Origin of the sequence: Streptomyces sp. NPDC058653 (assembly GCF_042716895.1) — a bacterium.
GTDB lineage: Bacteria > Actinomycetota > Actinomycetes > Streptomycetales > Streptomycetaceae > Streptomyces.
This window is the reverse complement of record NZ_JBHXRM010000003.1, coordinates 18,395-43,625: the sequence shown is the minus strand read 5'-3', so window position 1 is coordinate 43,625 and position 25,231 is coordinate 18,395. Positions and strand designations below refer to the sequence as shown.

General features: G+C 70.8%; 25 protein-coding genes. 15 read left to right on the top strand and 10 right to left on the bottom strand.

From position 1 onward, the window contains the following. The first annotated feature begins 140 nt into the window (after positions 1-140). Together ACFWU9_RS03505 and ACFWU9_RS03500 are read left to right on the top strand one after the other, a co-directional pair. Complete coding sequence (locus ACFWU9_RS03505; protein WP_384314510.1) at positions 141-872, top strand: response regulator transcription factor; 732 nt, start codon at positions 141-143, stop codon at positions 870-872. Positions 873-895: 23 nt separating this feature from the next. Continuing rightward, positions 896-2,365 carry a sensor histidine kinase gene (locus ACFWU9_RS03500; RefSeq protein ID WP_384314508.1) on the top strand — a complete coding sequence of 490 codons (1,470 nt, stop codon included), beginning with the start codon at positions 896-898 and terminating at the stop codon, positions 2,363-2,365. 133 nt (positions 2,366-2,498) lie between these two features. Here ACFWU9_RS03500 and ACFWU9_RS03495 read toward each other — a convergent pair whose 3' ends face one another. Together ACFWU9_RS03495 and ACFWU9_RS03490 are read right to left on the bottom strand one after the other, a co-directional pair. Beyond that, positions 2,499-3,800, bottom strand: a complete 1,302-nt coding sequence (locus ACFWU9_RS03495; protein WP_384314506.1) for a metallophosphoesterase — start codon at positions 3,798-3,800, stop codon at positions 2,499-2,501. Between the two features lie 14 nt (positions 3,801-3,814). Beyond that, on the bottom strand, positions 3,815-4,105 hold the full coding sequence (locus tag ACFWU9_RS03490; protein ID WP_384314504.1) for an SCO4848 family membrane protein: 291 nt from the start codon (positions 4,103-4,105) through the stop codon (positions 3,815-3,817). 196 nt (positions 4,106-4,301) lie between these two features. On the opposite strand from ACFWU9_RS03490, the gene ACFWU9_RS03485 reads away from it, so the two are divergent. Continuing rightward, positions 4,302-5,588, top strand: a complete 1,287-nt coding sequence (locus ACFWU9_RS03485; RefSeq protein WP_384314502.1) for a D-alanyl-D-alanine carboxypeptidase family protein — start codon at positions 4,302-4,304, stop codon at positions 5,586-5,588. Here the strand turns inward: ACFWU9_RS03485 and ACFWU9_RS03480 are convergent. Further along, positions 5,585-6,643, bottom strand: coding sequence for a YihY/virulence factor BrkB family protein (locus ACFWU9_RS03480; RefSeq protein WP_384314499.1), 1,059 nt, complete (start codon positions 6,641-6,643; stop codon positions 5,585-5,587). The genes ACFWU9_RS03485 and ACFWU9_RS03480 overlap by 4 nt on opposite strands. Positions 6,644-6,809: 166 nt before the next feature. Here ACFWU9_RS03480 and ACFWU9_RS03475 point away from each other — a divergent pair, with 166 nt between their 5' ends. Beyond that, positions 6,810-8,240 carry an FAD-binding protein gene (locus ACFWU9_RS03475; protein WP_384314496.1) on the top strand — a complete coding sequence of 477 codons (1,431 nt, stop codon included), beginning with the start codon at positions 6,810-6,812 and terminating at the stop codon, positions 8,238-8,240. A 149-nt stretch (positions 8,241-8,389) separates the two neighbouring features. Further along, positions 8,390-9,145 (top strand): decaprenylphospho-beta-D-erythro-pentofuranosid-2-ulose 2-reductase, encoded by a 756-nt coding sequence (locus tag ACFWU9_RS03470; protein WP_384314493.1) that lies wholly within the window; start codon positions 8,390-8,392, stop codon positions 9,143-9,145. A 33-nt stretch (positions 9,146-9,178) separates the two neighbouring features. On the opposite strand, the gene ACFWU9_RS03465 is transcribed toward ACFWU9_RS03470, so the two are convergent. Further along, the gene (locus ACFWU9_RS03465) at positions 9,179-9,775 is read right to left on the bottom strand and encodes a 2'-5' RNA ligase family protein (protein WP_384314491.1); all 597 of its coding nucleotides are present in this window, start codon (positions 9,773-9,775) and stop codon (positions 9,179-9,181) included. 199 nt (positions 9,776-9,974) lie between these two features. Beyond that, complete coding sequence (gene trpS, locus ACFWU9_RS03460; RefSeq protein ID WP_384314489.1) at positions 9,975-10,994, bottom strand: tryptophan--tRNA ligase; 1,020 nt, start codon at positions 10,992-10,994, stop codon at positions 9,975-9,977. A 59-nt stretch (positions 10,995-11,053) separates the two neighbouring features. On the opposite strand from trpS, the gene ACFWU9_RS03455 reads away from it, so the two are divergent. The 4 genes from ACFWU9_RS03455 to rocD all read left to right on the top strand — a co-directional run bounded on the left by ACFWU9_RS03455 (position 11,054) and on the right by rocD (position 14,853). Beyond that, a complete protein-coding gene (locus ACFWU9_RS03455; RefSeq protein ID WP_384314487.1) occupies positions 11,054-11,701 on the top strand; it encodes an RNA polymerase sigma factor in 648 nt (215 codons plus the stop codon). Then, on the top strand, positions 11,694-12,620 hold the full coding sequence (locus tag ACFWU9_RS03450) for a hypothetical protein (protein WP_384314486.1): 927 nt from the start codon (positions 11,694-11,696) through the stop codon (positions 12,618-12,620). The genes ACFWU9_RS03455 and ACFWU9_RS03450 overlap by 8 nt, the downstream gene beginning before the upstream one ends. A gap of 120 nt (positions 12,621-12,740) precedes the next feature. Continuing rightward, entirely contained in the window at positions 12,741-13,505 is a 765-nt protein-coding gene (locus ACFWU9_RS03445; protein WP_384314484.1) for a hypothetical protein, read from the top strand. A gap of 142 nt (positions 13,506-13,647) precedes the next feature. After that, complete coding sequence (gene rocD, locus ACFWU9_RS03440; RefSeq protein WP_384314482.1) at positions 13,648-14,853, top strand: ornithine--oxo-acid transaminase; 1,206 nt, start codon at positions 13,648-13,650, stop codon at positions 14,851-14,853. A 118-nt stretch (positions 14,854-14,971) separates the two neighbouring features. Here the strand turns inward: rocD and ACFWU9_RS03435 are convergent, their stop codons facing one another. Both ACFWU9_RS03435 and ACFWU9_RS03430 read right to left on the bottom strand, forming a co-directional pair. After that, entirely contained in the window at positions 14,972-16,153 is a 1,182-nt protein-coding gene (locus ACFWU9_RS03435) for a glutathionylspermidine synthase family protein (protein ID WP_384314906.1), read from the bottom strand. Positions 16,154-16,173: 20 nt separating this feature from the next. After that, positions 16,174-16,455: a hypothetical protein gene (locus tag ACFWU9_RS03430; RefSeq protein WP_384314480.1), complete on the bottom strand. Its 282-nt coding sequence runs from the start codon at positions 16,453-16,455 to the stop codon at positions 16,174-16,176. 274 nt (positions 16,456-16,729) lie between these two features. Between ACFWU9_RS03430 and ACFWU9_RS03425 the strand changes: the two genes are divergently transcribed. Continuing rightward, the gene (locus tag ACFWU9_RS03425) at positions 16,730-17,380 is read left to right on the top strand and encodes a CatB-related O-acetyltransferase (protein WP_384314477.1); all 651 of its coding nucleotides are present in this window, start codon (positions 16,730-16,732) and stop codon (positions 17,378-17,380) included. Here the strand turns inward: ACFWU9_RS03425 and ACFWU9_RS03420 are convergent. After that, positions 17,377-18,771, bottom strand: a complete 1,395-nt coding sequence (locus ACFWU9_RS03420) for a PLP-dependent aminotransferase family protein (RefSeq protein WP_384314905.1) — start codon at positions 18,769-18,771, stop codon at positions 17,377-17,379. The genes ACFWU9_RS03425 and ACFWU9_RS03420 overlap by 4 nt on opposite strands. 200 nt (positions 18,772-18,971) lie before the next feature. Here ACFWU9_RS03420 and ACFWU9_RS03415 point away from each other — a divergent pair, with 200 nt between their 5' ends. From ACFWU9_RS03415 to ACFWU9_RS03395, 5 genes are all read left to right on the top strand, one after another. Continuing rightward, on the top strand, positions 18,972-19,568 hold the full coding sequence (locus ACFWU9_RS03415) for a carboxymuconolactone decarboxylase family protein (RefSeq protein WP_384314474.1): 597 nt from the start codon (positions 18,972-18,974) through the stop codon (positions 19,566-19,568). Between the two features lie 95 nt (positions 19,569-19,663). Beyond that, entirely contained in the window at positions 19,664-20,398 is a 735-nt protein-coding gene (locus ACFWU9_RS03410) for an isocitrate lyase/phosphoenolpyruvate mutase family protein (RefSeq protein ID WP_384314471.1), read from the top strand. A 411-nt stretch (positions 20,399-20,809) separates the two neighbouring features. Beyond that, positions 20,810-21,637, top strand: a complete 828-nt coding sequence (locus tag ACFWU9_RS03405; RefSeq protein ID WP_384314904.1) for a DUF1996 domain-containing protein — start codon at positions 20,810-20,812, stop codon at positions 21,635-21,637. 123 nt (positions 21,638-21,760) lie between these two features. Beyond that, entirely contained in the window at positions 21,761-22,399 is a 639-nt protein-coding gene (locus ACFWU9_RS03400) for a DUF305 domain-containing protein (protein WP_384314468.1), read from the top strand. 64 nt (positions 22,400-22,463) lie between these two features. Further along, complete coding sequence (locus ACFWU9_RS03395; RefSeq protein WP_384314466.1) at positions 22,464-23,513, top strand: LacI family DNA-binding transcriptional regulator; 1,050 nt, start codon at positions 22,464-22,466, stop codon at positions 23,511-23,513. 77 nt (positions 23,514-23,590) lie between these two features. On the opposite strand, the gene ACFWU9_RS03390 is transcribed toward ACFWU9_RS03395, so the two are convergent. Together ACFWU9_RS03390 and ACFWU9_RS03385 are read right to left on the bottom strand one after the other, a co-directional pair. After that, complete coding sequence (locus ACFWU9_RS03390) at positions 23,591-23,965, bottom strand: hypothetical protein (RefSeq protein ID WP_384314464.1); 375 nt, start codon at positions 23,963-23,965, stop codon at positions 23,591-23,593. 187 nt (positions 23,966-24,152) lie between these two features. Continuing rightward, complete coding sequence (locus ACFWU9_RS03385) at positions 24,153-25,109, bottom strand: glycine betaine ABC transporter substrate-binding protein (protein WP_384314462.1); 957 nt, start codon at positions 25,107-25,109, stop codon at positions 24,153-24,155. Positions 25,110-25,231 lie beyond the last annotated feature (122 nt).

Sequence of the window (25,231 nt, the reverse complement as noted above, 5' to 3'; positions counted from 1 at the left end):
TTCCTTCCGCTCATGTCCGTCTTCGGACAGCTCCAGAATCGGTTGGGGCGGCGGCGCGGGCGGGGTCGAAGGGCCGACTCTCAAGGAACTCCAAGACGGCGGCGGCGAATCCGCGCGGGTCGCGTGCGGATACTGGTGCCATGACGGACGCAGCCCTGACGGACGGGGACACGACGGAGGCGACGGCCACCGTGCTCGTCGTCGAGGACGAGCCGAGCATCGCCGACGTCCTGACCATCGCCCTGCGCTACCACCGGTTCGACGTGCTGGTGGCGGGCTCGGTACGGGAGGCGGTGGACGCCGTACGGCGGGCTCGCCCCGACGTGGCCCTGCTCGACGTGATGCTCCCGGACGGCGACGGCCGTGACATCGCCCGCCAACTCCGGCTCTCCCGGCCGGAGACGGCGGTGGTCTTCCTCACGGCGCGGGACGCGCCCGCGGAGATCGTCGGCGGGCTGTCCCTCGGCGACGACTACATCACCAAGCCGTTCAACGTGGACGAGGTCGTCGCCCGGGTCCGCGCGGTGCTGCGCAGGACCCTGCCGGGCGACCGGATCGCGGTACGGCCGCCGCTGCGGTACGGCGATCTGGAGCTGGACGAGGCGACGTACACGGTGCGCCGGGCGGGGCGCGCGGTGGATCTGACCCCGACCGAGTACGCGCTCCTGAGGTTCCTGGTGCGCAACGCGGGCGCGGTGGTGACCAAGGAGCAGCTGCTCCGGCATGTCTGGCGGTACGAGCACGCGGCGGAGTCCACGGTGGTGGAGACCTACATCAGCTATCTGCGGCGCAAACTCGACGCGCACGGGCCCCCGTTGATCATGACGAGACGCGGGGTGGGCTACGGCCTCGCGAGTCCGGGCTCGCCGTGAGACGCCTCGTCGGGGGAGGGCGCGTGCTGGGGCGGCGGGTGCCGGCCCGGCGGGTCGTGGGGCGGCGCACCCCTCGTACGCACTCGCTGCGTACGAAGCTGACGCTGATCAATGTGGTGCTGCTCGCCCTGGGCATCACCATAGCCACCGGCGTCAGCCTCTTCGCTCTGAAGCACTATCTGCTGCAGAACATCGACACCGAACTGACCATGTCCCGCGACGGGTTGCAACGCACCGAACTGACGGTGAATCAGATCGAGTCGCTCAGCTCGCTCGCGACGATCGTGGAGCGGATATCCCCGCGCCGGCCCGGCACGGGCATGCTGCCGCCCCCCGAGTCGGTCTTCGTCCTCGTCGACGAACGGCGCAGGCCGATCAACTTCGCCGGGATCGTGGTGACCGAGCGGCAGCGCGCTCTGGCACGGGCGGTCAGCGACCCGGCCGAACTGAGCCGGGACGGCGGCATCCGCGAGGTGACGGTGGACGGCGACCCGTACCGCGTGGTGGCGGCCCGTCTCAGCGACGGCACCACGGTGCTGATCTCCAGCTCCACCAAGGCGGTGCAGCGGAGTCTGCTTCTCGCGTTCAAGTTCGACGCCGCGTTCGGCGCGCTGCTGCTCGTGCTGCTGGCCATGATCACCCTGATGGGAGCCAACCGCACGCTCCGGCCGCTCGGGGACATGGTCGAGACGGCGACGGCCATCGCCGAGGGCGATCTGACCCGGCGGGTCCCCGGCCGGCGCGACCCGGTCACCGAGATCGAGCAGCTGCGGCTCGCCCTCAACGCCATGCTCCAGCAGGTCGAGTCGGCGTATGTGACGCGCGAGCGCAGCGAGACACAGCTGCGGCGGTTCGTCGCGGACGCCTCGCACGAGCTGCGTACGCCGCTGTCCGCGATCCGCGGCTACCTCCAGCTGTACGAGAAGGGCATGCTCGGCGAACCGGCGGAACGCGCCCGCGCGCTGGCCCGGATGACCGGCGAGGCGGACCGGATGGGCCGGCTCGTCGACGAACTGCTCACCCTGGCCAGGCTCGACCAGCGGCCCGTGCTCCGGCTGCGCCCGGTGGACCTGAGCCGGCTGGTCCGCGACGCGGCGGACGACCTGCGGGCGCAGCAGCCGGACCGGCCGCTCGACGTGGCGGCGGCGGGCTCGATGCTGGTCCAGGCGGACGAGTCGGGGCTGCGGCAGGTCATCGGCAATCTGCTGGCGAACATCCGCACCCACACCCCCGCCGACGCGCCCGTCCGGGTGGAGCTGGGCCGCTCGGCCGAGGGCGTGGTGCGGCTGTGCGTCTCCGACGAAGGCCCGGGGATGACGCACGAGGACGCGGACCGGATATTCGACCGCTTCTTCCGGGCCGGGGGCGGCGGTGCCGGCAGCGGCCTCGGAATGGCGATCGTCCACGCGGTGGTGCGCTCGCACGGCGGCGAGGTGGCGATCCGGACCTCACCGGGCACGGGCCTGTCGGTGACGGTCACGCTGCCGAGGTGAAGGCCGGGGGCAGGGTGAGGTCCGGGTGGAGTGCGGCGAGGCCCCGGGGGGGCGAGGTGACCTGGCCTTCGGGGCACGCGACGTACGAGAGGTCGAGCTCCCGTACGTCTGCCGCGCTCCGCCCCGGTGCGCCCTAGGCCTGGCGCGACGCCAGCTGGACGACGGTGACGTCCGAGGGCGCGCCGACCCGTACCGGCGGGCCCCACGCCCCCGCCCCGCGCGTCACGTAGAGCGCCGTGTCGCCGTACTGCTCCAGGCCGGCCAGGGTCGGGTTCGCCGCCTGCGCGATGTACGTCGCCGGCCACATCTGGCCGCCGTGCGTGTGTCCGGAGAGCTGGAGGTCGATGCCGTGCTTCACCGCGTCGTGGATGACCACGGGCTGGTGCGCGAGGAGCACGGAGGCGCGCGCCGGGTCGCGTCCGCCGAGCGCCTTCTTGAAGTCGGGGCCCTCGCCCTCCTCCTCGCCCGCGATGTCGTTGACGCCCACCAGGTCGAACCCGGCGATCTCCACGCGCGCGTTCTCCAGCGGGTGTACGCCCAACTCCCGTACGTGGTCGACCCATTCGCCCGCGTCGCCGAAGTACTCGTGGTTGCCGGTGACGAAGAACGAGCCGTGCCGTGACGTCAGCCGGGACAGCGGCTCGGCCGCCGGCCCCAGATCGGCCACGCTCCCGTCCACCAGGTCGCCGACGATGGCGACGAGGTCGGGGTTGGTGGAGTTGATCGTGTCCACGACGCGCTGCGCGTGGGCCCGGCCCAGCAGCGGTCCGAGGTGGATGTCGCTGACGACGGCTATCCGGTAGCCGTGCGCGGCGCGCGGCAGCTTGGCCAGGGGCACCGTGATCCGCTTGACGCGGGGGCCGCGCAGTACGTTCGCCGTGCCGTAGCCGACCGTCGCGAGCGCGGCGGCGGCGGCAGCGCCACCGACGACGCGGGAGACGAAGAGCCGCCGGGAGGCGTCGACCGCCGGGACGGCGGGCGAGGCTTGGTCGGCGTCGGTGTTGGTGTTGCTGTTGGTGTCCGTGTCCGATTCGGCCGATGCTCCGGAGCCCGGGCTGGCGCCGACGGGGACCGGCTCCTCGACGGGGACCGTCGTCGTACCCGCCGCCGCGTCCCTGCGGGCGAGCACCCGGCTCAGCAGCGGCCGTACGGCTTCGCCCACCAGCAGCGCCAGCAGCAGATAGAGCAGCGTCGCCAGCCACATGTAGGCGGGCCAGCCGAAGATCTGCTTCAGGGAGAACGGCACCTCGCCCCGGCTCATCCCGACACCGGCGAAGGTCAGCACCGGCAGCAGGACGATCACGGCGGTGCCCGCCCTGCGGGCCGTACCTCCCGCCGCCGTCGTGTCGCGGACCAGGCGCCGCCATATGTAGTAATGCGCGCCTGCCACTACTGCGATGGCGACAAGCGCCACCAGGACCACCACGACGATCACGAGCCGATTCCCCTTTATCCCTGTCGCTGTCTCTGTACTACGTGCTCGTCGTCGCGTTCGTTCCTCAACTCGCCCCGCCAGGCGCGGACTCCGCGGAACCCCACCGCCCCGACACCCGTCCCCAGAAGAAAGGACGTGATGGCGAGCAGCAGATGGACCCAGAAGTACCCCGTGGGGTCACCGGCGTCGTCGAAGGCGAGTCCGCTGCCGTCCTGCCACAAATTCTTGACGAAAGTGATCCAGATGAACCAGCTCCACACCCCGAAGGCGAGCAGGAACCAGGACACGGGGCGGCTGAGCTTCATGGATCCAGTATCGCCGGAGCCCTCGCCGCCGCTTCGCGCAGGGGTCGGCCGGGGAGGCGTTCGGACCGGGGCCGGGACCGGGGCCGGCGGGACGGTGGGGCGCCGCTGGCCGGAAAGTGCTCTGTCCCGGCGGTCGAAGTGGCCGGCCAGCCCGCCGGTGTTCGGATCGCCCGTCAGGCCATGTACGTTTTCGACCGTGTCCGCACTGAGAAAGACCGCCTTGACGGTCCTAGCCGTCGCGTTGCTGCCCGTACTGACCGCCACGCCCGCCCTGGCGGACGACGCGGACGCGCGGAAGCCGGAGGACAAGCAGCCGAAGCCGCCGGCGGCGATGTCGACGGTCGGCGGCACTCTTCTCGGCAAGCCCGGTACCCAGGTGAACCTCGCCCCCGGCGTGCCCGTGCTGCCGAAGAAGCTGACCGGCAAGTCGTGGATCGTCGCGGACGCCGAGAGCGGCGAGGTCCTCGCCTCGCACAACGCGCACTGGCGGCTGCCGCCCGCCTCGACGCTGAAGATGCTCTTCGCGGACACGGTCCTGCCCGTCCTGCCGAAGACCCAGTCCCGCAAGGTGCTGCCCTCCGACCTGGCGGACATCGGCGAGGGCAGCAGTCTGGTCGGGGTGAAGGAGAACAGCACGTACACCGTCCACGACCTGTGGATGGGCGTCTTCCTGCGCTCCGGCAACGACGCGGTCCATGTGCTGTCCCACATGAACGGCGGCGTCGGTAAGACGGTCGCCGACATGAACAAGCACGCGGCCGATCTCCAGGCGCTGGACACGCATGTCGTCTCGCCGGACGGTTACGACGAGAAGGGGCAGGTCTCCAGCGCGTACGACCTCACCCTGATCGCCCGCTCGGGACTCCAGAAGAAGGACTTCCGGGAGTACTCCTCCACGGTCCGCGTGCAGTTCCCGGGCGAGGAGAAGAAGCCGAAGAAGGGCAAGAAGGCCCCGAAGCGGGAGACCTTCGAGATCCAGAACACCAACCGGCTGCTGACCGGGGACGCCGGTCTGGAGCCGTACAAGGGCATCGCCGGGGTCAAGAACGGCAACACCACCAACGCGGGCTCGACCTTCACGGGCGTCGCCGAGCGCAACGGCAGGGTCCTGCTGGTCACGGTCATGAGTCCGTCCGAGAAGGAGGGCCTGGCGGTCTACCAGGAGACGGCCCGCCTGCTGGACTGGGGTTTCACCGCCGCCGGGAAGGTCGAACCGATCGGCGAGCTGGTGAAGCCCGGCCCGGCCGACGGCGGCTCCGACAAGGAGGCTGTCGGCGACTCCGGCGAGAAGGGCGAGGCCGGAGGCAGCGGCGGAACAGACCAGGCCGGGATGGGCGACAAGGCTTCCGCGTCGGGATCGGGCGGCGTGGGGATCGCGCTGTCCATCGCGGGTGGCGCGCTGCTGCTGCTGGCGGGGGCCGTGTTCCTGGTGAACCGCCGGTGGCCGCTGCCGGACCTGGTCAAGCGGCTGCCGGGCCGTTAGCCACCCGCGTACCGGGTCGCGCCGGGCCGCCGGGCACCGCCCGCGCTCGGCGCACCCGACGCGCCCCCGTCGCCGTCCGTCTTCGTGTCCCTCTTGCCGTCCGGCTTCCCGTCTGTTTCGCCGTTCCTGTCGGCATCCGTGTCGCCGTCCGTGTCGCCGTCCGTACTCCCGCCCGTCGGTCCGTCCGGCCGCTCGTCCTCGCTCGGCTTGCTCGGCGTCGCCGTCCACGCCGCGCAGAACAGCATCAGTTTCGCCGTGAAGTTGATCCACAGCAGCAGCGCGACGGGCACGCCGAACGCGCCGTACATGCTCTTGCCCGCGACATCCCGCACATAGCCGCCGAGCAGCAGCTTGAGCACCTCGAAGCCGAGCGCCCCGATCACCGCGGCGACGACCAGCCGGCGCCGCGGCGGCCGTACGCCCGGCAGCAGCGTCAGCACGTACAGCAGGATCAGGAAGGTCGCCGCCGCCGCCAGCACGATCGCCGCGATCTGGAGCAGCACACCGCCCACGCCGTCCTCCTGGATGCCGAGCCGGTGGGCGGTCCAGCTGATGGCCGTGGAGCCGAGCGCCGACGCGCCGATCGAGGCGAGACCGGTGACACCGAGACCGACGAGGATGACCGCGTCCAGCCCCTTCCGTACGAAGGGGTTGCCCTCGTCCACGTCGTCCAGCTCCCAGACGGCGCGCAGACACTCCCGCACCGAGCCGACCCAGCCGACACCGGTGAACAGCAGCAGGGCGCCGGCCACCAGCCCCACCGTGCCCGCGTTGTCGACCAGCGAGTTGATGTCCAGCTGGTCGGAGATCCCGGGGACCTGCTCGGTGATGTCGTGCTTGAGATGGTCGAGCTGGTCCTCGCTGAGCAGCGCGGCCCCGATCGCCGCGCCGACGGTGATCAGCGGGAAGAGCGCCAGAAAGCTGATGAAGGTGATCGCCGCGGCGAGCCGGGTCCAGTGCGTGCGGTCGAGGGTCTCGTAGGAACGCCAGGCGTGGGTCAGCGCCAACCGGGCCACGAGCGGGCCGACGACGGGGAGTTTTTTCAGCCAGTCCATGACGGTGACCTGCCCTCGGATCGGAGAACCAACGGTCGGGTACCCCGAAACCCGATCCGCACGTCATCGTCCACCGACACCCACCCAACCACCCATTCATACGAGTACAGCAGCAAATACGGCTTACAACGCAAAGAATGACGTTTAGGGCGATACCGTCTCGACCATGCCTGCCGAGATCGCCGACCCTGTCACCGGCTGGGGCCGCACCGCCCCCACGGCCGCCGCCCGTCTCGTACGGCCGCGTTCTTATGAGGAGGCGGCCCGCGCCGTACGCGACTGCGGGACGCGCGGCGGCATCCCGCGCGGTCTCGGCCGCGCGTACGGGGACGCGGCGCAGAACGCGGGCGGCTCCCTCATCGACATGACCGCCCTGGACCGCGTCCTGTCGGTGGACGCGGAGGCCGGGATCGTCGAGTGCGAGGCGGGGGTCAGTCTCCACCGGCTGATGGAGGTGCTGCTGCCGCTGGGCTGGTTCGTCCCGGTGACGCCCGGGACCCGCCATGTCACGGTCGGCGGGGCGATCGGCTCGGACATCCACGGGCGGAACCACCAGGTGTCGGGCTCGTTCTCCCGCCACGTGCTCTCCCTGGAGCTGCTCACCGCCGACGGCGACGTACGTACGGTGGTCCCCGGCACGCCCCTGTTCGACGCGACGGCCGGCGGCATGGGGCTGACGGGAGTGATCCTCACGGCCGCCTTCCGGCTGCATCCGGTGGAGACCTCCCTGATGTCCGTCGACACCGAACGCGCGGCGGACCTGGACGATTTGATGGCCCGTCTCACCGCGTCCGACCGGCGCCACCACTACTCCGTCGCCTGGATCGATCTGCTGGCCGGCGGCTCCTCCTTGGGAAGGTCCGTCCTCACACACGGCGTACACACCACACGTGACGCGCTGTCGGCGCACGCCGCGCGGGGGCGGGGCGGCCTCGCGGGCCTGGGCGGGTGGGGTGAGTGGGGCAGCCGGGGCGCGGCGGCGCGGGCCCGCAGACAGCCGCTCGCCTTCCGGCCGGGGCATCTGCCCGGCGCGCCCTCCTACGTAGCGCGGGGGCTGCTGGGGCGTACGACGGTCGGCCTCTTCAACGAGCTCTGGTACCGGGGCGCCGCACGTCGGCGGACCGGTGAACTCCAGCGCATCTCGGCGTTCTTCCACCCGCTGGACGGGGTGCCGCACTGGAACCGGCTGTACGGGCGCGGCGGCTTCGTCCGCTACCAGTTCGTCGTCGGGTACGGCCAGGAGGAGGCGCTGATCCGCATCGTGCGGCGCATCGTCCGGCGCGGCTGTCCCTCGCTCCTCGCCGTACTCAAACGCTTCGGCGTGGGCGATCCCGGCTGGCTGTCCTTCCCGATGGCCGGCTGGACGCTCTCGCTGGACATCCCCGCCGACCGGACGGGGCTGGGTCCCTTTCTCGACGAGCTGGACGAGGACGTGGCCGCCGCCGGGGGGCGGGTCTGTCTCGCGAAGGACTCGCGGCTGCGGCCCGAGCTGCTGGCCGAGATGTATCCGCGGCTGGACGAGTTCCGGGCGCTGCGGGCCGAACTCGACCCGCGCGCGGTCTTCGTCTCGGACCTCTCCCGCCGGCTCTCGATCTGACGCCCCGCCCTGCCCCGTCCGCACCACTGAATCCATCGGTCCCGCCGAGCCCGCCGACCCCGTCGATCCCTCCGCCCCCCTCGTCCCTCTCCGCCCCTCTCGTCCCCCTGACGCTCGCCCCGCACCCTCGCTGCAAGGAGCACCGCACCATGAAGGACGCCTTCGGCATCCCGCAGTCCCTGCTCGTCCTCGGTGGGACGTCCGAGATCGCGCTGGCCACGGCGCGGCGCCTGATCGCGCGCCGTACGCGCACGGTCTGGCTGGCCGGCCGCCCCTCACCCGCGCTCGACGCCGCCGCCGACCATCTCCGCGCCCTGGGCGCGGACGTCCGCACCGTCGACTTCGACGCGCTCGACCCCGCCTCGCACGCCGAGGTGCTCGGCAAGGTCTTCGCGGAGGGCGACATCGACATGACGCTGCTCGCCTTCGGTCTCCTCGGTGACCAGGCGCACGACGAGGCCGATCCGTCAGCCGCCGTCAGGGTCGCGCAGACGAACTACACGGGCGCGGTCTCGGCGGGTCTGGTGTGCGCGGCGGCGATGCAGACGCAGGGGCACGGTTCGCTGGTGGTGCTGTCGTCGGTGGCCGGCGAGCGGGCGCGGCGCGCGGACTTCATCTACGGGTCGAGCAAGGCGGGCCTGGACGCGTTCGCGCAGGGGCTCGGGGACGCGATGTACGGCACCGGGGTTCATGTGATGGTCGTACGACCCGGCTTCGTAAGGACGAGGGGGACGGCCGGGCGGGAGGAGATGCCCCTGGCGACCACGCCCGAGGCGGTCGCGGTCGCCGTGGAGCTGGGGCTGCGGCGGCGCTCGGAGACGGTGTGGGTGCCGGGGGCGCTGCGGGTGGCGATGTCGCTGGTGCGGCATCTGCCGAGGCCGCTCTTCCGGCGACTGCCGGTCTGACGCTCCGGGCCCCGGGTCCGCGCGGGCCGGCCGTTACTGCCGCAGGGACGAGGTCGCGGGCAGGTCGACGGGGGTGCTCTGCGAGGGCACGCCCGTGATCTCGGTCCCGCCTCCGAAGGCGTACTCGTGCAGCATGCGCCACACGCCGTCGGAGCCCTGCTCGTAGAGCCCGAAGGACGCGCAGCTCCAGCGGGCCGTGTAGTCGGCCAGCTCCGCGTACGCCCGGTCCATCGCCTCCTCGGAGATGCCGTGCGCCACGGTCACATGGGGGTGGTACGGGAACTGGAGCTCCCGGACCAGCGGCCCCGACGCGTCCCTGACCCGCTTCTGGAGCCAGGTGCACGCGGCGGCGCCCTCGACGACCTGGACGAAGACCACGGGCGAGAGGGGGCGGAAGGTGCCCGTGCCGTAGAGCCGCATCGGGAAGGGGCGGCCCGCGGTGGCGACCGAGGCGAGATGGGCCTCGATGGTGGGCAGCGTCGCGGCGTCGACCTCGGTCGGCGGCAGAAGGGTGACGTGGGTGGGGATGCCGTGCGCGGCGGGATCGCCGAAGCCCGCGCGGCGCTCCTGGAGCAGGCTGCCGTACGGCTCCGGGACCGCGATCGAAACGCCGAGCGTTACGGTCCCCACGTCGTTCTCCTCAGTCCGTGTGTGCGGGTGGTGCGTGCTGTTTGCCGACCCATTCCGTCCCTGCGTCAGTGTGACGCTCGCACCGCCCGGCTGGCCAGGGTCCTTGGTCAGCAGTACGCGGGCGGCGCGTATGCGGTAAAGGGCCGGACGGGCGTCCGGGGCGGGCGGGCCGGGACCGGCCTGCCCGCCCCGGAGGGTCTCAGTGCTTGGCGGGGAGGAAGCCGATCCGCTCGTACGCCTGGGCCAACGTCTCCGCAGCGACCGTGCGGGCCTTCTCCGCACCCTCGGCCAGGATCGAGTCCAGCGTCTCGGGATCCTCCAGATATTCCTGGGTCCGGCTCCGGAAGGGTGTGACGAAGTCGACCATGGCGTCGGCCAGGTCGACCTTCAGGGCGCCGTATCCCTTGCCCTCGTACCGCTGCTCGAGATCCGTGACGCTCGCGCCGGTGAGGGTGGCGTAGATCGTGAGGAGGTTGCTGATGCCCGGCTTGGCCTGGGCGTCGAACCGGATCTCGGTGCCCGTGTCGGTGACGGCGCTCCTGATCTTCTTCGCGGTGGCCTTGGGGTCGTCGAGCAGATTGACCAGGCCCTTCGGCGTGGACGCCGACTTGCTCATCTTGATCGACGGGTCCTGGAGGTCGTAGATCTTCGCGACCTCCTTGACGATGTGCGGCTTCGGGACCGTGAACGTACTCCCGAAGCGTGTGTTGAACCGCTCGGCGAGGTCACGTGTCAGCTCGACGTGCTGGCGCTGGTCCTCGCCGACGGGGACCGAGTCGGCCTGGTAGAGCAGGATGTCGGCGACCTGGAGGATCGGATAGGTGAAGAGTCCGACGGTGGCGCGGTCGGCGCCCTGTTTGGCCGACTTGTCCTTGAACTGCGTCATACGGGAGGCCTCGCCGAAGCCCGTCAGACAGTTCATCACCCAGCCGAGCTGGGCGTGTTCGGGTACATGACTCTGGATGAACAGGGTGCAGCGCTGGGGGTCGAGACCGGCGGCGAGGAGCTGCGCGGCGGCGAGCCTGGTGTTGGCGCGCAGGTCGGCGGGCTCCTGCGGAATGGTGATCGCGTGCAGGTCCACGACCATGTAGAACGCGTCGTGGGTTTCTTGCAGCGCCACATACTGCCGGATCGCACCGAGGTAGTTCCCGAGGTGGAACGAGCCTGCGGTGGGCTGGATGCCGGAGAGCGCGCGAGGACGAGTGGCCATGGTGGACATTCTCTCAGGTGGCGCCCTCAGGTCGGGAACGGATCTCCGGTGAGCGGTGTATCAAAGGCGTGAGGACACGGGAGGGGACCCTGGAGGGGGGCCGCATCCTGACGGTTGCGGATGAGTGGGCTGTGATCGCGCGTGTGCGTTCCGGGGAGCGGGAGGCGTACGCGGAGCTGGTGCGCGCCCATACGGGGATCGCGCTCCGGGTGGCGGTGGCGTGCGGCGCGGGTGCGGACGCGGAGGACGTGGTGCAGTCCGCGTTCATCAAGGCGTATCTGTCGCTGGGGAGCTTCAAGGAGGGCGCGCCGTTCCGGCCCTGGCTGATACGGATCGTCGCAAACGAGACGAGGAACACCGTGCGGTCGGCGGTCCGGCTGAGGGCGGCGACGGGGCGCGAGGCCGCGCTGCTGAGGGGTGAGCCGCTGATACCGGAATCGGCCGATCCGGCGGTGGCCGCGGTGGAGGAGGAGCGGAGTGCCGAGCTGTGGGCGGCGCTCGACGCGCTGAGCGACGACCACCGGGATGTGGTGGGGTGCCGCTATCTGCTGGAGATGAACGAGGCGGAGACGGCGGAGGCGCTGGGCTGGCCGCGCGGCACGGTGAAGTCCCGGCTGAGCCGCGCGTTGAAACTGATGGGCGGGCTGCTGGCGCCCGAGTCGGGGGCGGGTACTGGGGCGGGGTCGGAGAGGGGAGGAGGTGGCGGGCATGAGTGACGGTGAGCGGGAGGACGGGAGCGGGCGCGAGGGGGATCTTGAGAAGGAGCTGCGGGCGCTGGGGCGCGGTATGCGGGTTCCGGATGTCGACGGCGAGACGATGGCCGAGCGTGTCCTGGCACAGCTCCTCGCCGACGCGACGCCCGCACCGATTCCCCCGTCGATATCCACATCCACATCCACGACCAGGCCGGAGTCGGTCGGGGATCCGGTCGGGGATCCGGCTCCGGTTCGGGGGTGGGCGGCCCGGGTCGTACGGCTGCGTCGGCTGGTGCGTCGCAGATGGCGCGCGTTGCTGGCCGGTCTGTCGGGGCTGCTGGTCGTGCTGGTGCTGACGCCGCCGGTGCGCGCGGCGGTGGCCGACTGGTTCGACTTCGGCGGGGTCCAGGTGCGGTACGACCCCAAGGCGTCGCCCGGTCCGGGCGGGCCGGTGCCGGGCTGCGCGGATCCGTTGCCGCTGGACGAAGCCGCGCGGAAGGCGGGATTCATGCCCCGGATCCCGGCCGAGCTCGGAGCGCCCGACCAGGTGTCGCTTGAGTGGGTGTCGGCGGACCGTCCGGTGATGAGTCTGTGCTGGACGGACCCTGCCGGGGGGACCATACGCCTGGACGAGTTCCGGGCCGGCCTCGACCTGATGTTCGCCAAGCAGGTGCGGCACATGCCGGAGTGGGTGTCCCTGAATGCCGGGGAGGGGAACGAGACGACAGCGCTGTGGTTCGCCGATCCTCATCTGCTGCGGTTCCGGATGTTCGACGAGGAAGGGGCCCCTTGGTCCCATTCGGCGCGGATGACGGGGCCGACGCTGCTCTGGGAGGCGACGGGCGCGGGCGCGAGCACCGACGAACGGCTGACGCTGCGGCTGGAAGGCGTGGACTCGCGGGCTCGGGCGACGGCCATCGCCGAGTCAATGCCCTCCTGACTCCGGCGGTCCCGGGAAAAGACGGCCGGGGAGTGGGAACCGATTCGGGGTGGGCGGTGTACAGGAAGTGACGCGAAGGCGGTCCGGACGGTCCGGGCCCGGGCGTCGGCAGGGGGAATGATGCGACTTCCATGTGCGGGGACGGTCCGGCGTCTCGCGGCCCTGATCGTGGTGACGGGGCTGACCTGGGTTTTCGCTCCGAGCGCGGTGGCCGGTGGGCCCACGAGCGTGCTGATCTCCTCCCCGGAGAGTCGGGAGACAGCAGCGCTGTATCACACCGACGGGGAGTACGAGGCCCTGTCGAAGGAGCTGGTGGCGCGGGACATGGGGGTCCTGCCGGAGGGGCAGAAGAAGCGCCCGTCCTCACTGGACTCCGCGACGGGCTCCCGGCAGATCAATGTGACGTGGATGATCCACGATGTGATGCCCTGGCGGCTGGACCGGGTGTATCCGAGCTCCGACCCCTCGACCGTCTGGATATATACGTCGACGGATGTGCAGGCAGGCGAGTCCGGCGTCTGGCACAAGGCGAAGCGACCGGCCGCGCTGCACGCCCTGCTGAAGAGGGTCGGGGTCATGGGTGAGCTGGAGGGCTTCGCCGGCGGTCTGACCGTGCCTCCCGCCTGGGAGGCGGACGATCCGACGGCCGCCGCTGACGCTCCCGGGCAGGATCAGGGGCGGACGGCGGAGAAGGAGACAGAGACGGCGAGCTCCGCTTCCTCGGGCGGCACAGAGGGCTGGTGGTGGGCGATACCGGCGCTGGGAGCCGGTGTGGTGCTGGGTCTGGTGCTGCGCCCGCTCGCGGGGCGACTGCCCCGGCCGCCGTTCGGGCGGGGAGGGGAGAGGCCGGAGAAGGGTCCTCGCGGGCAGCTTCTGGACACCTGATCCAACCGGCCCCCGCTCATGGGGTTGTCTCCCGGGCCACGCCGGAGGCAGGGTTTCTTCGTCCACACTGGCGAGTGACCATAGAAACAGGGGCATCACCCCGCCCCGACCGGATGGCTTGTCTCGACCGAACGGAGAACCCGTGGCGACAACAGAGAGTGCCATCGCCTCTGCGGAGGCGCACAGTGCGCACAACTACCACCCGCTGCCCGTCGTCGTTGCCTCGGCGGAGGGCGCGTGGATGACCGACGTCGAGGGACGGCGCTTCCTCGACATGCTCGCCGGCTACTCGGCGCTCAACTTCGGCCATGGCAATCGACGGCTCATCGATGTCGCCAAGGCCCAGTTGGAGCGGGTGACGCTGACCTCACGGGCGTTCTACCACGACCGGTTCGCCGACTTCTGCACCCAGCTCGCCGAGCTGTGCGGCATGGAGATGGTGCTGCCGATGAACACGGGCGCGGAGGCGGTCGAGACCGCCGTCAAGACGGCCCGCAAGTGGGGCTATCGGACGAAGGGGGTGCCGGACGGCACCGCCAAGATCATCGTGGCGGCTGACAACTTCCATGGGCGTACGACCACGATCATCAGCTTCTCCACGGACGAGGAGGCCCGTGCGGATTACGGGCCCTACACGCCGGGCTTCGAGATCGTTCCCTACGGGGATCTCGCCGCGATCGACGCCGCGATGACGGACAACACCGTTGCCGTCCTACTGGAGCCGATCCAGGGGGAGGCGGGGGTGCTGGTGCCACCGCCGGGCTATCTCGCGGGCGTGCGTGAGCTGACCCGGGCGCGGAATGTGCTGTTCATCGCGGACGAGATCCAGTCCGGTCTGGGCCGGACCGGAAAGACCTTCGCGTGTGAGCACGAGGGCGTGGTGCCCGACATGTATGTGCTGGGCAAGGCGCTCGGCGGCGGGGTCGTGCCGGTGTCCGCCGTGGTGTCGTCGGCCGAGATCCTCGGGGTGTTCCGGCCCGGGGAGCACGGCTCGACGTTCGGCGGGAATCCGCTGGCGTGTGCGGTGGCCCTTGAGGTGATCGCGATGCTCCGCACCGGTGAGTACCAGCAGCGGGCGGCGGAGCTGGGTGATCACCTCCACCATGAACTGGGGCTGATGACGACCGGCGGAGCGGTGCGACAGGTGCGCGGTCGGGGGCTCTGGGCGGGGGTGGACATCTCTCCCTCGTACGGCACGGGCCGGGAGATCTCCCAGAAGCTGATGGATCGGGGTGTGCTGGTCAAGGACACCCACGGGTCGACGATCCGGATCGCCCCGCCCCTGGTGATCAGCAAGGAGGACCTGGACTGGGGCCTGGAGCAGCTGCGGGCGGTCCTGGCCCACTAGGTCCTGTCCGGGCACGGAGGCAGAGGCCGGCGGGCGACGCCGCCGGCCGCTGGCCCGTACCTCTCACCCTCGGCCGGGGTCCCCGGTCCGGGTCCAGGTCCGGTCCGCCGGAGCGGGCCTAGAGGATGACGTGCGGGAGGAAGCGGGCGTACTCGTCCGTGATCAGGCCCGAGGACTCGCGGATGCCGAGGCCCGCCGCCTCGTTCTCGACGATCCAGGCGCCGAGCACGACGCGGTTGCCGTCGAAGGAGGGCAGGGGCGCCAACGCCTGGTAGCAGCAGGCCTCTTGGCGAATCACCGGGGCGTGGCCCGGCTCGTGGACCGTGACTCCGGCACCCTCACGGCCCAGCAGGGGCTTGGAGACATAGCCTCCGTCGACGGCGAGTTCACGGGGTCCGTCGAGATAGGCGGGCAGCAGATTCGGATGGCCCGGGTTGAGCTCCCAGAGGATGGCCAGCAGCGCCTTGTTGGAGAGCAGCATCTTCCAGGCGGGCTCTATCCAGCAGGTGCTGCCGGTGCCGCCGCCGTTGTCGAGCGTGTCCAGGACCTGGGGGCCGAAGCGGTCCGTGGTCAGCCACTCCCACGGATACAGCTTGAAGCAGCTGCGGATGAAGCGCAGCCGCTCGTCGACGAAACGGCCGGTCAGCCTGTCCCAGCCGATCTGTTCGACCGACAGCGCCTCGGTGTCCAGACCCGCCTGCTGGGCCGTCTCGCGGAGGTAGGCGACGGTCATCAGGTCCTCGCCCAGCTCGTCGCCGTCGGAGTGGGCGAAGTGCAGGGGCCCCTTGGGGAGGAGATGGGCCTGGCGGCGCCAGGCTTCGACGAGCCGCTCATGGAGGGAGTTCCACTGGTCGGCGCCGGGAAAGCGTTCCTCCATCCAGAACCACTGGGGGCTGGCCGCCTCGACCAGTGAGGTGGGGGTGTCGGCGTTGTACTCCAGCATCTTGGCCGGACCGGTGCCGTCGTAGCGGAGGTCGAACCGGCCGTAGATGGAGGGCAGTTCGTCGCGGCGGTGCCAGGACTCGCCGACCAGACGGGCCAGTCGGGGGTCGGTGATGCCGAGATCGGCGAAGCGGTCGTTCTTGACGATGTGCTCGGCGGCGGCGAGGCACATCGCGTGCAGCTCCTCGACGACGACTTCGAGGGCCTCGATCTCGGGGAGGGAGAAGACGTAGTAGGCGCTCTCGTCCCAGTACGGACGCAGGGAGTCGTCCGGGTAGCGGGTGAGCGGATAGACGAGACCCTGCTCCTCGACGGTCTGCTGCCAGCCGGGGCGGGGCTCCATGGTCCGACGTTCCATCATGGCGCGGCGACGCCCGCTCAGCCGCCGCCGGTGCCCGAGCAGCCGAAGCCCCCGCGGTCGACCGCCGACTTGTCGAAACTGCCGTCGTGGACACGGCCCTTGGTGCTCTTGCCGCCGTAGTAGTAAGCGCCGGTGCCGTTGCTGTCGCACTCGGAGTTGGAGAGTTCCTCATAGGTGTTCCGGTCGGCGCAGCGCCGGTCCGGTTCCGAACCACAGGAGGTGATCGTCAGTGCGAGTATCCCCATACCGCCGAGCACCACCGTGCTCGACCGCAGCCTGCGTTGTCTCGTTGCCGCCATGGCGCTGTCCTCCCCCGTCTGCCGGCCGATGCTTCGACCCGTCAATCCCGTGCTCGCCGCACACATTAGATGCCTGGCCTCCACACCGGACAGGCGGTCCATGAACTCTCCTCAACTACACGCCTTTTACCCCGTTTGGAACGATCGGCATCGTCGGCCCCACATGTCCGACCGAGGAGGGCGGGCCCGGTGCGGGCAGGGATTAATCGGTGTCGTCGCGATCACCGTTCAGGCAGGATGCGTGACTCGCCGTATACGAGGAGAACGATTCGCCATGCCGGCTGTACCCGACGGCCCCGCCGATCCGACCGTGCTCCACCCGATGCCCGGCCAGCCACGGGTGGTGCTGCTGAAGCCGCTGATCACATCCGAGTTGATCGAGGTCGGGGAGTTCTCGTACTACGACGATCCGGACGAGCCGACCGCGTTCGAGACGCGGAACGTGCTGTACCACTACGGGCCGGAGAGGCTGGTCATCGGGAAGTACTGCGCGCTGGGTGAAGGGGTGCGGTTCATCATGAACGGCGCCAATCACCGGATGGACGGCCCGTCGACGTTCCCCTTCCCGATCATGGGCGGTTCATGGAGCGAGCACTTCGATCTCATCACCGGACTGCCGGGCCGGGGTGACACGGTGGTGGGGAACGACGTCTGGTTCGGTTATCGCAGCATGATCATGCCGGGTGTCCGGATCGGGAATGGAGCGGTGATCGCGTCGGGGGCGGTCGTCGTCGACGACGTGCCGGACTACGGGATCGTGGGTGGCAACCCGGCGAAGCTCATCCGCCGCCGTTACGACGATGCGGACGTCGACCGGCTGCTGACGATCGCGTGGTGGGACTGGCCGCTCGATCACATCACCACCCATCTGCGCACGATCATGTCGGGAAGCGTCGACGCGCTGGAGGCGGCGAGCAGGCCCTAGGTCAGGGGCCGGTGCAGCACGCGGCAGAGTGCGGCCAGTGCGCCGGTCCAGGCGCTGTCCGTCGGGGCGCCGTAGCCGACCACCAGCGCGTCCCGGCCCGGTGGGACCGACGGGTGCCGGAAGCCGGAGAGTGCCTCGACCGCCAGGCCCTCGCGGGCCGCGGCCTCGACCGTGGCGCGTTCGTCGGTGTCCGGCGGGAGTTCGACCACGGCGTGCAGTCCGGCGGCGATGCCGGTGACGCGTGATTCCGGCGCGTGTTCGGCGAGCGTCCGCACCAGTTGGTCGCGCCGGCGGCGGTAGCGCAGCCGCATGGACCGGACATGGCGGTCGTAGGCGCCGGAGGAGATGAATTCGGCCAGTGTGAGCTGGTCCATGGCACTGGGCACCGCCGGCGCCTCTCCCTTGGCCCTGATCACCTCCCCCACCAGCGCCTCGGGCAGCACCATCCACGCGAGCCGCAGCCCCGGCGCCAGGGACTTGCTCGCCGTGCCCATGTACACGATCCGCTCCGGGTCCAGGCCCTGGAGAGCGCCGACGGGCTGACGGTCGTAGCGGAACTCACCGTCGTAGTCGTCCTCCAGGATCAGCCCGTCCGCGCCGCGCGCCCAGTCCACCACCGCCGCACGCCGGTCCGGATGGAGCGGGGCGCCGATCGGGAACTGATGCGCCGGTGTCATCAGCACCGCGTCGACGCCTCGCAGCCGGCCCTGCCCGGACGCCAACTCCTCAGTTCGCGTGCCGAGTCGGTCGATGGCGAGCGCAGGGGTCCGCAGTCCGGCGGCCGTCAGGATGTCCCGGTGGATGCCGAGCTGGTACGACTCGACAGCCACCGCCGGCGCCCTCCCCCCGGCCTGCGCCCTCCCCACCGTCCGCGCCTTCCCCCGGCGGGCAGCGAGGACCTGGGCCATCAGCGTCAGGCCGTGGACGAACCCGGAGCACAGGACGACCCGCTCCGGGTCGGCGTAGACCCCGCGCGTCCGGGCCAGATAGTCCGCGAGGACGGTACGGAGTTCGACGCGCCCCCGCTGGTCGCCGTAGTCGAACGCCTCGGGCGACGCGGCGGTCAGCGCCCGGCGCGAGGCGGCGAGCCATTCGGCGCGCGGAAAGGAGCCGAGGTCGGGCGACCCGGCCCGCAGATTGTGCGTGGCCCTCCCCCGGACCGGCCGGGCCGGCGAGCCGCCCGTCGCCGGTGTGCGTGGCGCCGCCCGCCGGGCGACCCGTGTCCCCGACCCCTGCCGGGAGGTGAGCCAGCCTTCGGCGACGAGTTCGGCGTACGCGTCGGCGACGGTGTTGCGGGCGATGCCCAGATCGGCGGCGAGCGTACGGGACGAGGGCAGCCGGGTGCCGGGGACGAGCCTTCCGGTCCGTACGGCCTCCCGCAGGGCGTCCATCAGTCCCGTACGGAGTCCGGGCCCGCGCAGCTCAAGGTGGAGATCGGCGCCGACGGTGACCGCCCTGACCTGCTGCCCGTCGCCTTCGGTCTGCCCTGCCCCGGGGGCGATCAGCCCTTCGCCGCGTGGCACATTGGCCCACGATTCCGTCATGGGAATGGACCATACCGCTGCGCCACCCGACACGTAGCGTCGTACTCATGACGACCGACGCGACCGATGCGCACCCCAACGCCCGGACCCAGCCCCCCGCACAAGCCCAGGCCCAGGCCCGGACCCACGCCCACGCCCACGCCCACGCCCACGCCCACGCCCCCGAGCGTCTCCCGGTGCACGAGCCCCGTATGCCCTGGGCGACGGTCGTACCCGACGTCTACAAGGCGATGGCCGGAGTGGAGAAGGCGGTCCGGCAGGGTATCGATCCGGCCCTGTACGAGCTGGTGAAGATCCGCGCGTCGCAGATCAACAAGTGCGCCGTCTGTCTGGACATGCACAGCAAGGAGGCGCTGGCGGCCGGGGAGTCGGTGGAGCGGATCGTCCAGCTCAGCGCCTGGGAGGAGTCGCGGCACTTCTACTCGGCGAAGGAGACCGCGGCGCTGGAGCTGACCGAGGCGGTCACCGTGCTGACGGACGGCTTCGTGCCTGACGAGGTGTACGAGAGGGCGGCGGCATACTTCGAGGAGACCGAACTCGCGCATCTGATCGCCGCGATCACCCTCATCAACGCGTGGAACCGCTTCGGAGTGACCACGAGGACGCCTCCCGGCTACTACGCGCCGACGTCCGACAGAAAGTAACGACACGAACCGACCCTCCTGTCCGCCCTCGCGGCGGACAGAACCCCCGACGCCCGCGCCGTGCACGCCTCCACACCCGGGAACCTGATTCAGCCATGACGCTCCTGACGACCTTCCGCACCCTGCACCACGACCGCGCGGCCGAAGACCCGCTCGTCCTGCCCGGGCCCTGGGACGCGGCCAGCGCCCGCGTCTTCGTGGAGGCCGGTTTCCCCGCGCTCGCCACACCGAGCGCGGGGGTCGCCGCGTCGCTCGGTTACGAGGACGGGGCCACTCCGCCGGACGAGATGTTCGCGGCGGTGGCCCGTATCGTGCGCGCCGTCTCCACCGGTGACACGCCCGTCCCGGTCACGGCCGACATCGAGGACGGCTACGGGCTGGCGCCGGCCGAGCTGGTCGCCCGCCTCCTGGAGACCGGCGCCGTGGGCTGCAACCTGGAGGACTCGTCCAAGGGCGGTCTCAAGGACCCGGAGCGGCACGCCGACTGGCTGGCGGAGGTCCGCGCGGAGGCCGGGGACCAGCTGTTCCTCAACGCCCGCGTGGACACGTTCATCCGTGGCGTGGGCGACCCGGCCGAGGCGATCGGCCGTGCCCGGCTCTACGTCGCCGCGGGCGCGGACTGCGTCTACCCGATCCTCGCGCCGCCCCAGGCGATTCCGGCGCTCCGGGCGGGGATCGAGGGCCCGATCAACGTCGCGTCGGCGCCCGGCACCGCGGCGGAACTGTCGGAGCTGGGCAAGCTCGGCGCCACCCGCATCACCTTCGGGCCGGGCCTCCAGCGGCAGGCGATGGGCGCGGTACGGGAGAGCGCGGCCCGACTGCGCGCCTGACCGGGCACACGACATAACGGATCCCCGGCGGGCAACGGCCCGCCGGGGATCCGGCACGTCCGGCACCGGCCCATATCCCTCATCTCGACCACCCGATCCAAGAGAGCGCTCTCCAACATCTCGACCCATCAACTCGCCTGTATTTTCCGCTACTTGACCGACCTTGCCGCATCTCTTGACACCCTCTCCCCCCACTCCTACGGTCACGGCCAGAGAGCGCTCTCTAACGCGATCAAGGAACTCCCCCATTCCTCAGATTGGAGTGCCGTGCTCCACAGACCCAGCCGCACCCCCCGCACCCCCCACGCCTCCCGCAACACCTCATCCCTCCGGACAGGACTGGCGTCCTGGCGCCGACGGGTCGTCGCCCTGGCCCTCGTCGCGCTCACCGCGTCGCTGCTCCAGGCCAACATGAGCAGCGCGAACACCGAGTCGGTCTCGGCCGACACCGCACAGTCCGGGACCAAGGGCGCCGCCGTCGTCCGGGTGTCGGAGTTCCTCGCCGAGTGCCCGTACAGCCACCGCGCCCCGGACGACCCGATCGTCTTCCCCGGTCTGCCCGGTGCCTCGCACATGCACAGCTTCTTCGGCAACGACACCACCAACGCCAACTCCGACGTCAACAGCCTGGCGAGGGGGCGCTCCACCTGCGCGCCGAAGGAGGACCTCTCCTCGTACTGGGTGCCCACCCTGTACGACGGCACGAAGGCCGTGGAGCCCACCGGCACCACCTTCTACTACCTGGGTGAAGGCGTCCGGGACGACATCATCGCCCAGACACAGCCGCTGCCCTACGGACTGCGGATCGTGGCGGGCAACGCCAAGGCGACCGGTCCCAACGACAACACGCGGGCGCGCTGGTCGTGTCTGCACCACGGCGAGGTCAATCCGTCGACCGACTTCGTCAACTGTCCGTCGGGCGCGATGCTGGAGTCGTATCTGGACTTCCCGCAGTGCTGGAACGGCCGGGACCTCGACTCGGCCGACCACAAGAGTCATATGTCGTACCCGGTGGCGGGCGCCTGCCCGTCGACCCACCCGGTACCGGTGCCGAAGCTGCGCCAGGTGCTGAGGTATCCGGTCAACGGCGACCCGGGCCGCTTCTCACTGGCGTCCGGCCGCGGTTACACGATGCACGGCGACTTCTTCAACGTCTGGCCGGTCGCGGAGATGGAGCGGCGCGTGCGTGACTGCATCCGTCCCATCATCAAGTGCGGCGCCAACGGTCAGCCTTCCTGACCCGGCACACCGGTCCGGTGTCCGGCCGGGGCCACGCCCGCCCCGGCCGGACACCGGCCACCCTCCCTCTCCGGCTCCCCTCCCCCGTACCTCTCGCGCATCTCCTACTCGAAGGGCTCCCCCATGAAGGCGGCAGGCGTGACGGCGGCGGCGCTCCTCGCTCTTCTGACGGCGACGGCGACGGGCTGCTCGGCGGCGGACGCGCATACGGACGCGGGCGCGAACCCGCGACCCCCCGCGGCCTCGACTCCCGCCCAGAACACAGAGCCCTCACAGCCCGCGCCGCCCACTCCCTCCGGCACCCCCGCCGACACCCCCTCCAGTGCCACCGACGCCGCCTGGCTCCAGCTCATGACCCCCATGAACGAGGGCGCGGTGGAGCTGCTGACGCTGGCAGCCGACCGTTCCACCGACCCCCGTCTGCGGAGCTGGGCGAAGAACCTGGCCACCGGGCACCGCGCCGAACTCGGCCGTATGCGACCGCTGTTGAAGCAGCTCGGCCTGCCGTCCACGAACGTGCACGAGGGCCATGAGATGCCGGGCATGGTGACCCCCGGCGATCTCACCCAGGCACGCGCCGCCGAGGGCGCGGCCTTCGAGAAGGTCTTCGTGACCCAGATCCGCGAACATCTGGAGCACTCCGCGCTCGTGTCCCGTTCCGAGGTCGACGCGGGCAGCGAGGCCGCGGCCAGAAAGCTCGCCGCCGCGCTCGTCGAGGCGAGGAAGGGCGAACTCGCGGGACTGAGGCGCATCGCCGCGTAGGAGGGGCTCCGAACGGCACCGGGCCCCACTCGGGGCGTCGAGTACCAACCGGTATAAAGGCTGCATGACTGCCGACGCCTCCCAGCCCGCGCGCCCGACCCTGGAGGACGTGGCCGCCGTCGCAGGCGTCTCACGTGCCACGGTCTCCCGCGTGATCAACGGAGCGACGACGGTGGATCCGGCGCTGCGCACGGTCGTTGAGCAGGCCATCGCCACGACGCACTACGTGCCGAACCGCGCCGCGCGCTCCCTGGTGACCCGCCGCACCGACTCGGTCGCGCTGGTGGTCTCCGAGCAGGAACGGCGGCCGGTGGCCGAGCCGTTCGTGGGCCGGATGTTCTCGGACCCGTACTTCGGCCGGGTCGTGGGCGGGCTGCTGGACGTGCTGCGCCCCGCGGGTGTGCAGATGGTGCTGATGCTGGCGGACGACGCGGCCTCGCGCGAGCAGTTGCTCTCGTATCTGCGCCAGGGCCATGTCGACGGCATCGTGCTGATCTCCTCGCACGCCGGTGATCCGCTGCCCCGGCTGGTCCATGAGACGCGGCTGCCCGCCGTTCTCGCGGGCCGGCCCGGACATCCGTCGCCGCTCACCTACGTGGAGGCGGACCAGGCGGCGGGCGCGCGGCTGGCCGCCGGGCATCTGGCGGGGCTGGGACGGCGCAGGATCGGTACGGTCGCGGGGCCCCAGGACATGCCGGCGGGGCAGGAGCGGCTCGAAGGGTTCCGGGCGGCGATGGCCGCGTACGGGATCGAGGACGTGGCGGTCGCGGAGGGCGACTTCACCCATACCGGCGGCGCGGCGGCGATGCGGCGTCTGCTGGCCGAACACCCGGACCTGGACGGGGTGTTCATCGCCTCGGACCTGATGGCGCTGGGCGCTCTGCCGGTACTGCTCCGGGCGGGCAGACAGGTGCCCGACGAGGTGGCCGTGGTGGGCTTCGACGACAGCAACGCGGCGCTGACCTGCGATCCGGCGCTGACGACGGTACGTCAGCCGGTCGAGGAGATGTCCTCGGAGATGGCCAGGCTGCTGCTGAAGCAGATCGCCGCGCCGGGCAGCCCGCTGCCGTCGATGATCTTCACGCCGACGCTGGTCGTGCGGGAGTCCGCGTAACGCCCGTGGCGCCCGTCGTGCACGCGTCCTCGCCGTGCCCGCCGTACCCGTCCGACCTGGGCGAACACTCGGCCCGTTCAGGCGGTGAGACCCCGGCCGCTGCCCGTGTCCGTGTCCTCTTCGTCGTCGAGCGCGGCGGCCTCCTGCGACAGCCGTACGGCCTGAAGGAGGCTGAGCCCCGGCTGAGCCTCACGCAGGGCCTTCACCGCCTTCACCGAGTCGGGGCGCCCGTCCACACCGGCCTCGACCAGTTGCCGGCGCGCCCAGGCCCCGCGCACCTCACTGTCGGTGGCCTCCCTCGCGGCGGCGAGCAGCGCGGCGGCCCGCTCCAGCCCGGGACGCTCCTCGGGATCCGCGGTCTTCAGTGCGCTGTCCACGGCCTCGGCGACCTCGTCGGCGTCGCGTACGACGAGGACGGCGAACTCCTGCTTCTTCTGTCCGAATAGCGTCATCTCCGGATACTCGCCGCCTCCGGCCTCCCCGTTCAAGGGAGTTGAGCCACTTCTGAGGTACCCACGACCGGCCTACGCCCGTGTCTGCACAGGGCCGGACGGCCCGGAGCCGACGAGCGCTCCGGGCCGGACGGACGGCACGGACAGGTGACAACGGAAACGGGTGCGGACAGCGATAGAGAGGCGGCTACTTCTTCGGGAGCCAGGCCTCCCACGTCGACTTGTTCTCCTTGACCCACTTCTCGGCCGCGTCCGGACCGCTCATCTTGTCCTTCGCGATCGCCTTCGCGACGGCGTTCTGCTCCTCGGTGCTCCACTTGAAGTTCTTGATGAACTCGGCGGCGTCACCGCCGTCCTTCGCGAAGTCCGCGTTGAGGTACTTCTGGAGCGGGGTGTTGGCGTACGCGCAGTCCGTCGCCGTCTCCGGGACGTTGCAGCCCTCCTCGTACGCGGGCAGCTTCACCTCGACCAGGTCGATGTCCGCGTTGAGCCACTGCGGGTCCCACCAGTAGGTGATGAAGGGCTCCTTGTCGCGGTACTTCTGCTGGATCTCCTTGATCTGGGCGGCCTCGTTGCCCGTCTCCTTGATCTTGAGGTTCAGCTTCAGGTTCTTGACCAGGTGCTCGTCGTACGTCGTGTACGAGGGGGCCGCGCCCAGGAACTCACCCATGTCCCCGCTGTTGGCGGAGCGGAAGTCCTTGGCGAACTTGTTGAGGTTCTTGGCGTCGAGGACCTCGGGGTTGGCGTCCGCGTAGTACTTGGGGACGAACCAGCCGATGTGGCCGACGACGCCGAGGTCGCCGCCCTTGACGATGGTCTTCTTGTCCTCGATGTAGAGCTTCTCCTTCTTCGGCGAGCCGCCCCAGTCCTCCAGGATCGCGTCGGCCTTGCCGTTGTTGAGCGCGTCGAAGGCGACGGGCTCGTCGAGCTGCTGGAGCTCGACCTTGACGTCCAGCTCCTGCTCCATGATCACCTTTGCGACCTCGGCGTTGGCACGCGCGCCGACCCAGGAGGGAACGGTCAGGGTGATCTCGTCGGAGGCGGACGCCGAATCGGTGTCCGCGGCGCAGGCGCTGAGCGCGAGCATGCCGAGCGCGCCGGCTCCGGCGACCAGGGTGGTGCGTATCCGCTTGCTATGGGTCACGTCGTGGTTCTTTCTGTCGCGGTTTCGGCTGCGTTTAGTTGTCGCTGTGTGCGGTTTTCTTCGGTTGCGGATGTGCGGGGGGGGAGGGAGAGGGGAGCCGCGGCCTGCGGTCCGTGGCGGCC

Excerpts from the sequence above, each read along its gene's own strand:
- ACFWU9_RS03505 (WP_384314510.1), top strand. The coding sequence starts at position 141 with ATGACGGACGCAGCCCTGACGGACGGGGACACGACGGAGGCGACGGCC.
- ACFWU9_RS03490 (WP_384314504.1), bottom strand. The coding sequence starts at position 4,105 with ATGAAGCTCAGCCGCCCCGTGTCCTGGTTCCTGCTCGCCTTCGGGGTG.
- ACFWU9_RS03480 (WP_384314499.1), bottom strand. The coding sequence starts at position 6,643 with ATGGACTGGCTGAAAAAACTCCCCGTCGTCGGCCCGCTCGTGGCCCGG.
- ACFWU9_RS03475 (WP_384314496.1), top strand. The coding sequence starts at position 6,810 with ATGCCTGCCGAGATCGCCGACCCTGTCACCGGCTGGGGCCGCACCGCC.
- ACFWU9_RS03470 (WP_384314493.1), top strand. The coding sequence starts at position 8,390 with ATGAAGGACGCCTTCGGCATCCCGCAGTCCCTGCTCGTCCTCGGTGGG.
- trpS (WP_384314489.1), bottom strand. The coding sequence starts at position 10,994 with ATGTCCACCATGGCCACTCGTCCTCGCGCGCTCTCCGGCATCCAGCCC.
- ACFWU9_RS03450 (WP_384314486.1), top strand. The coding sequence starts at position 11,694 with ATGAGTGACGGTGAGCGGGAGGACGGGAGCGGGCGCGAGGGGGATCTT.
- ACFWU9_RS03445 (WP_384314484.1), top strand. The coding sequence starts at position 12,741 with ATGCGACTTCCATGTGCGGGGACGGTCCGGCGTCTCGCGGCCCTGATC.
- ACFWU9_RS03435 (WP_384314906.1), bottom strand. The coding sequence starts at position 16,153 with ATGGAACGTCGGACCATGGAGCCCCGCCCCGGCTGGCAGCAGACCGTC.
- ACFWU9_RS03430 (WP_384314480.1), bottom strand. The coding sequence starts at position 16,455 with ATGGCGGCAACGAGACAACGCAGGCTGCGGTCGAGCACGGTGGTGCTC.
- ACFWU9_RS03425 (WP_384314477.1), top strand. The coding sequence starts at position 16,730 with ATGCCGGCTGTACCCGACGGCCCCGCCGATCCGACCGTGCTCCACCCG.
- ACFWU9_RS03420 (WP_384314905.1), bottom strand. The coding sequence starts at position 18,771 with ATGGACGCCCTGCGGGAGGCCGTACGGACCGGAAGGCTCGTCCCCGGC.
- ACFWU9_RS03415 (WP_384314474.1), top strand. The coding sequence starts at position 18,972 with ATGACGACCGACGCGACCGATGCGCACCCCAACGCCCGGACCCAGCCC.
- ACFWU9_RS03410 (WP_384314471.1), top strand. The coding sequence starts at position 19,664 with ATGACGCTCCTGACGACCTTCCGCACCCTGCACCACGACCGCGCGGCC.
- ACFWU9_RS03405 (WP_384314904.1), top strand. The coding sequence starts at position 20,810 with ATGAGCAGCGCGAACACCGAGTCGGTCTCGGCCGACACCGCACAGTCC.
- ACFWU9_RS03400 (WP_384314468.1), top strand. The coding sequence starts at position 21,761 with ATGAAGGCGGCAGGCGTGACGGCGGCGGCGCTCCTCGCTCTTCTGACG.
- ACFWU9_RS03395 (WP_384314466.1), top strand. The coding sequence starts at position 22,464 with ATGACTGCCGACGCCTCCCAGCCCGCGCGCCCGACCCTGGAGGACGTG.
- ACFWU9_RS03390 (WP_384314464.1), bottom strand. The coding sequence starts at position 23,965 with ATGACGCTATTCGGACAGAAGAAGCAGGAGTTCGCCGTCCTCGTCGTA.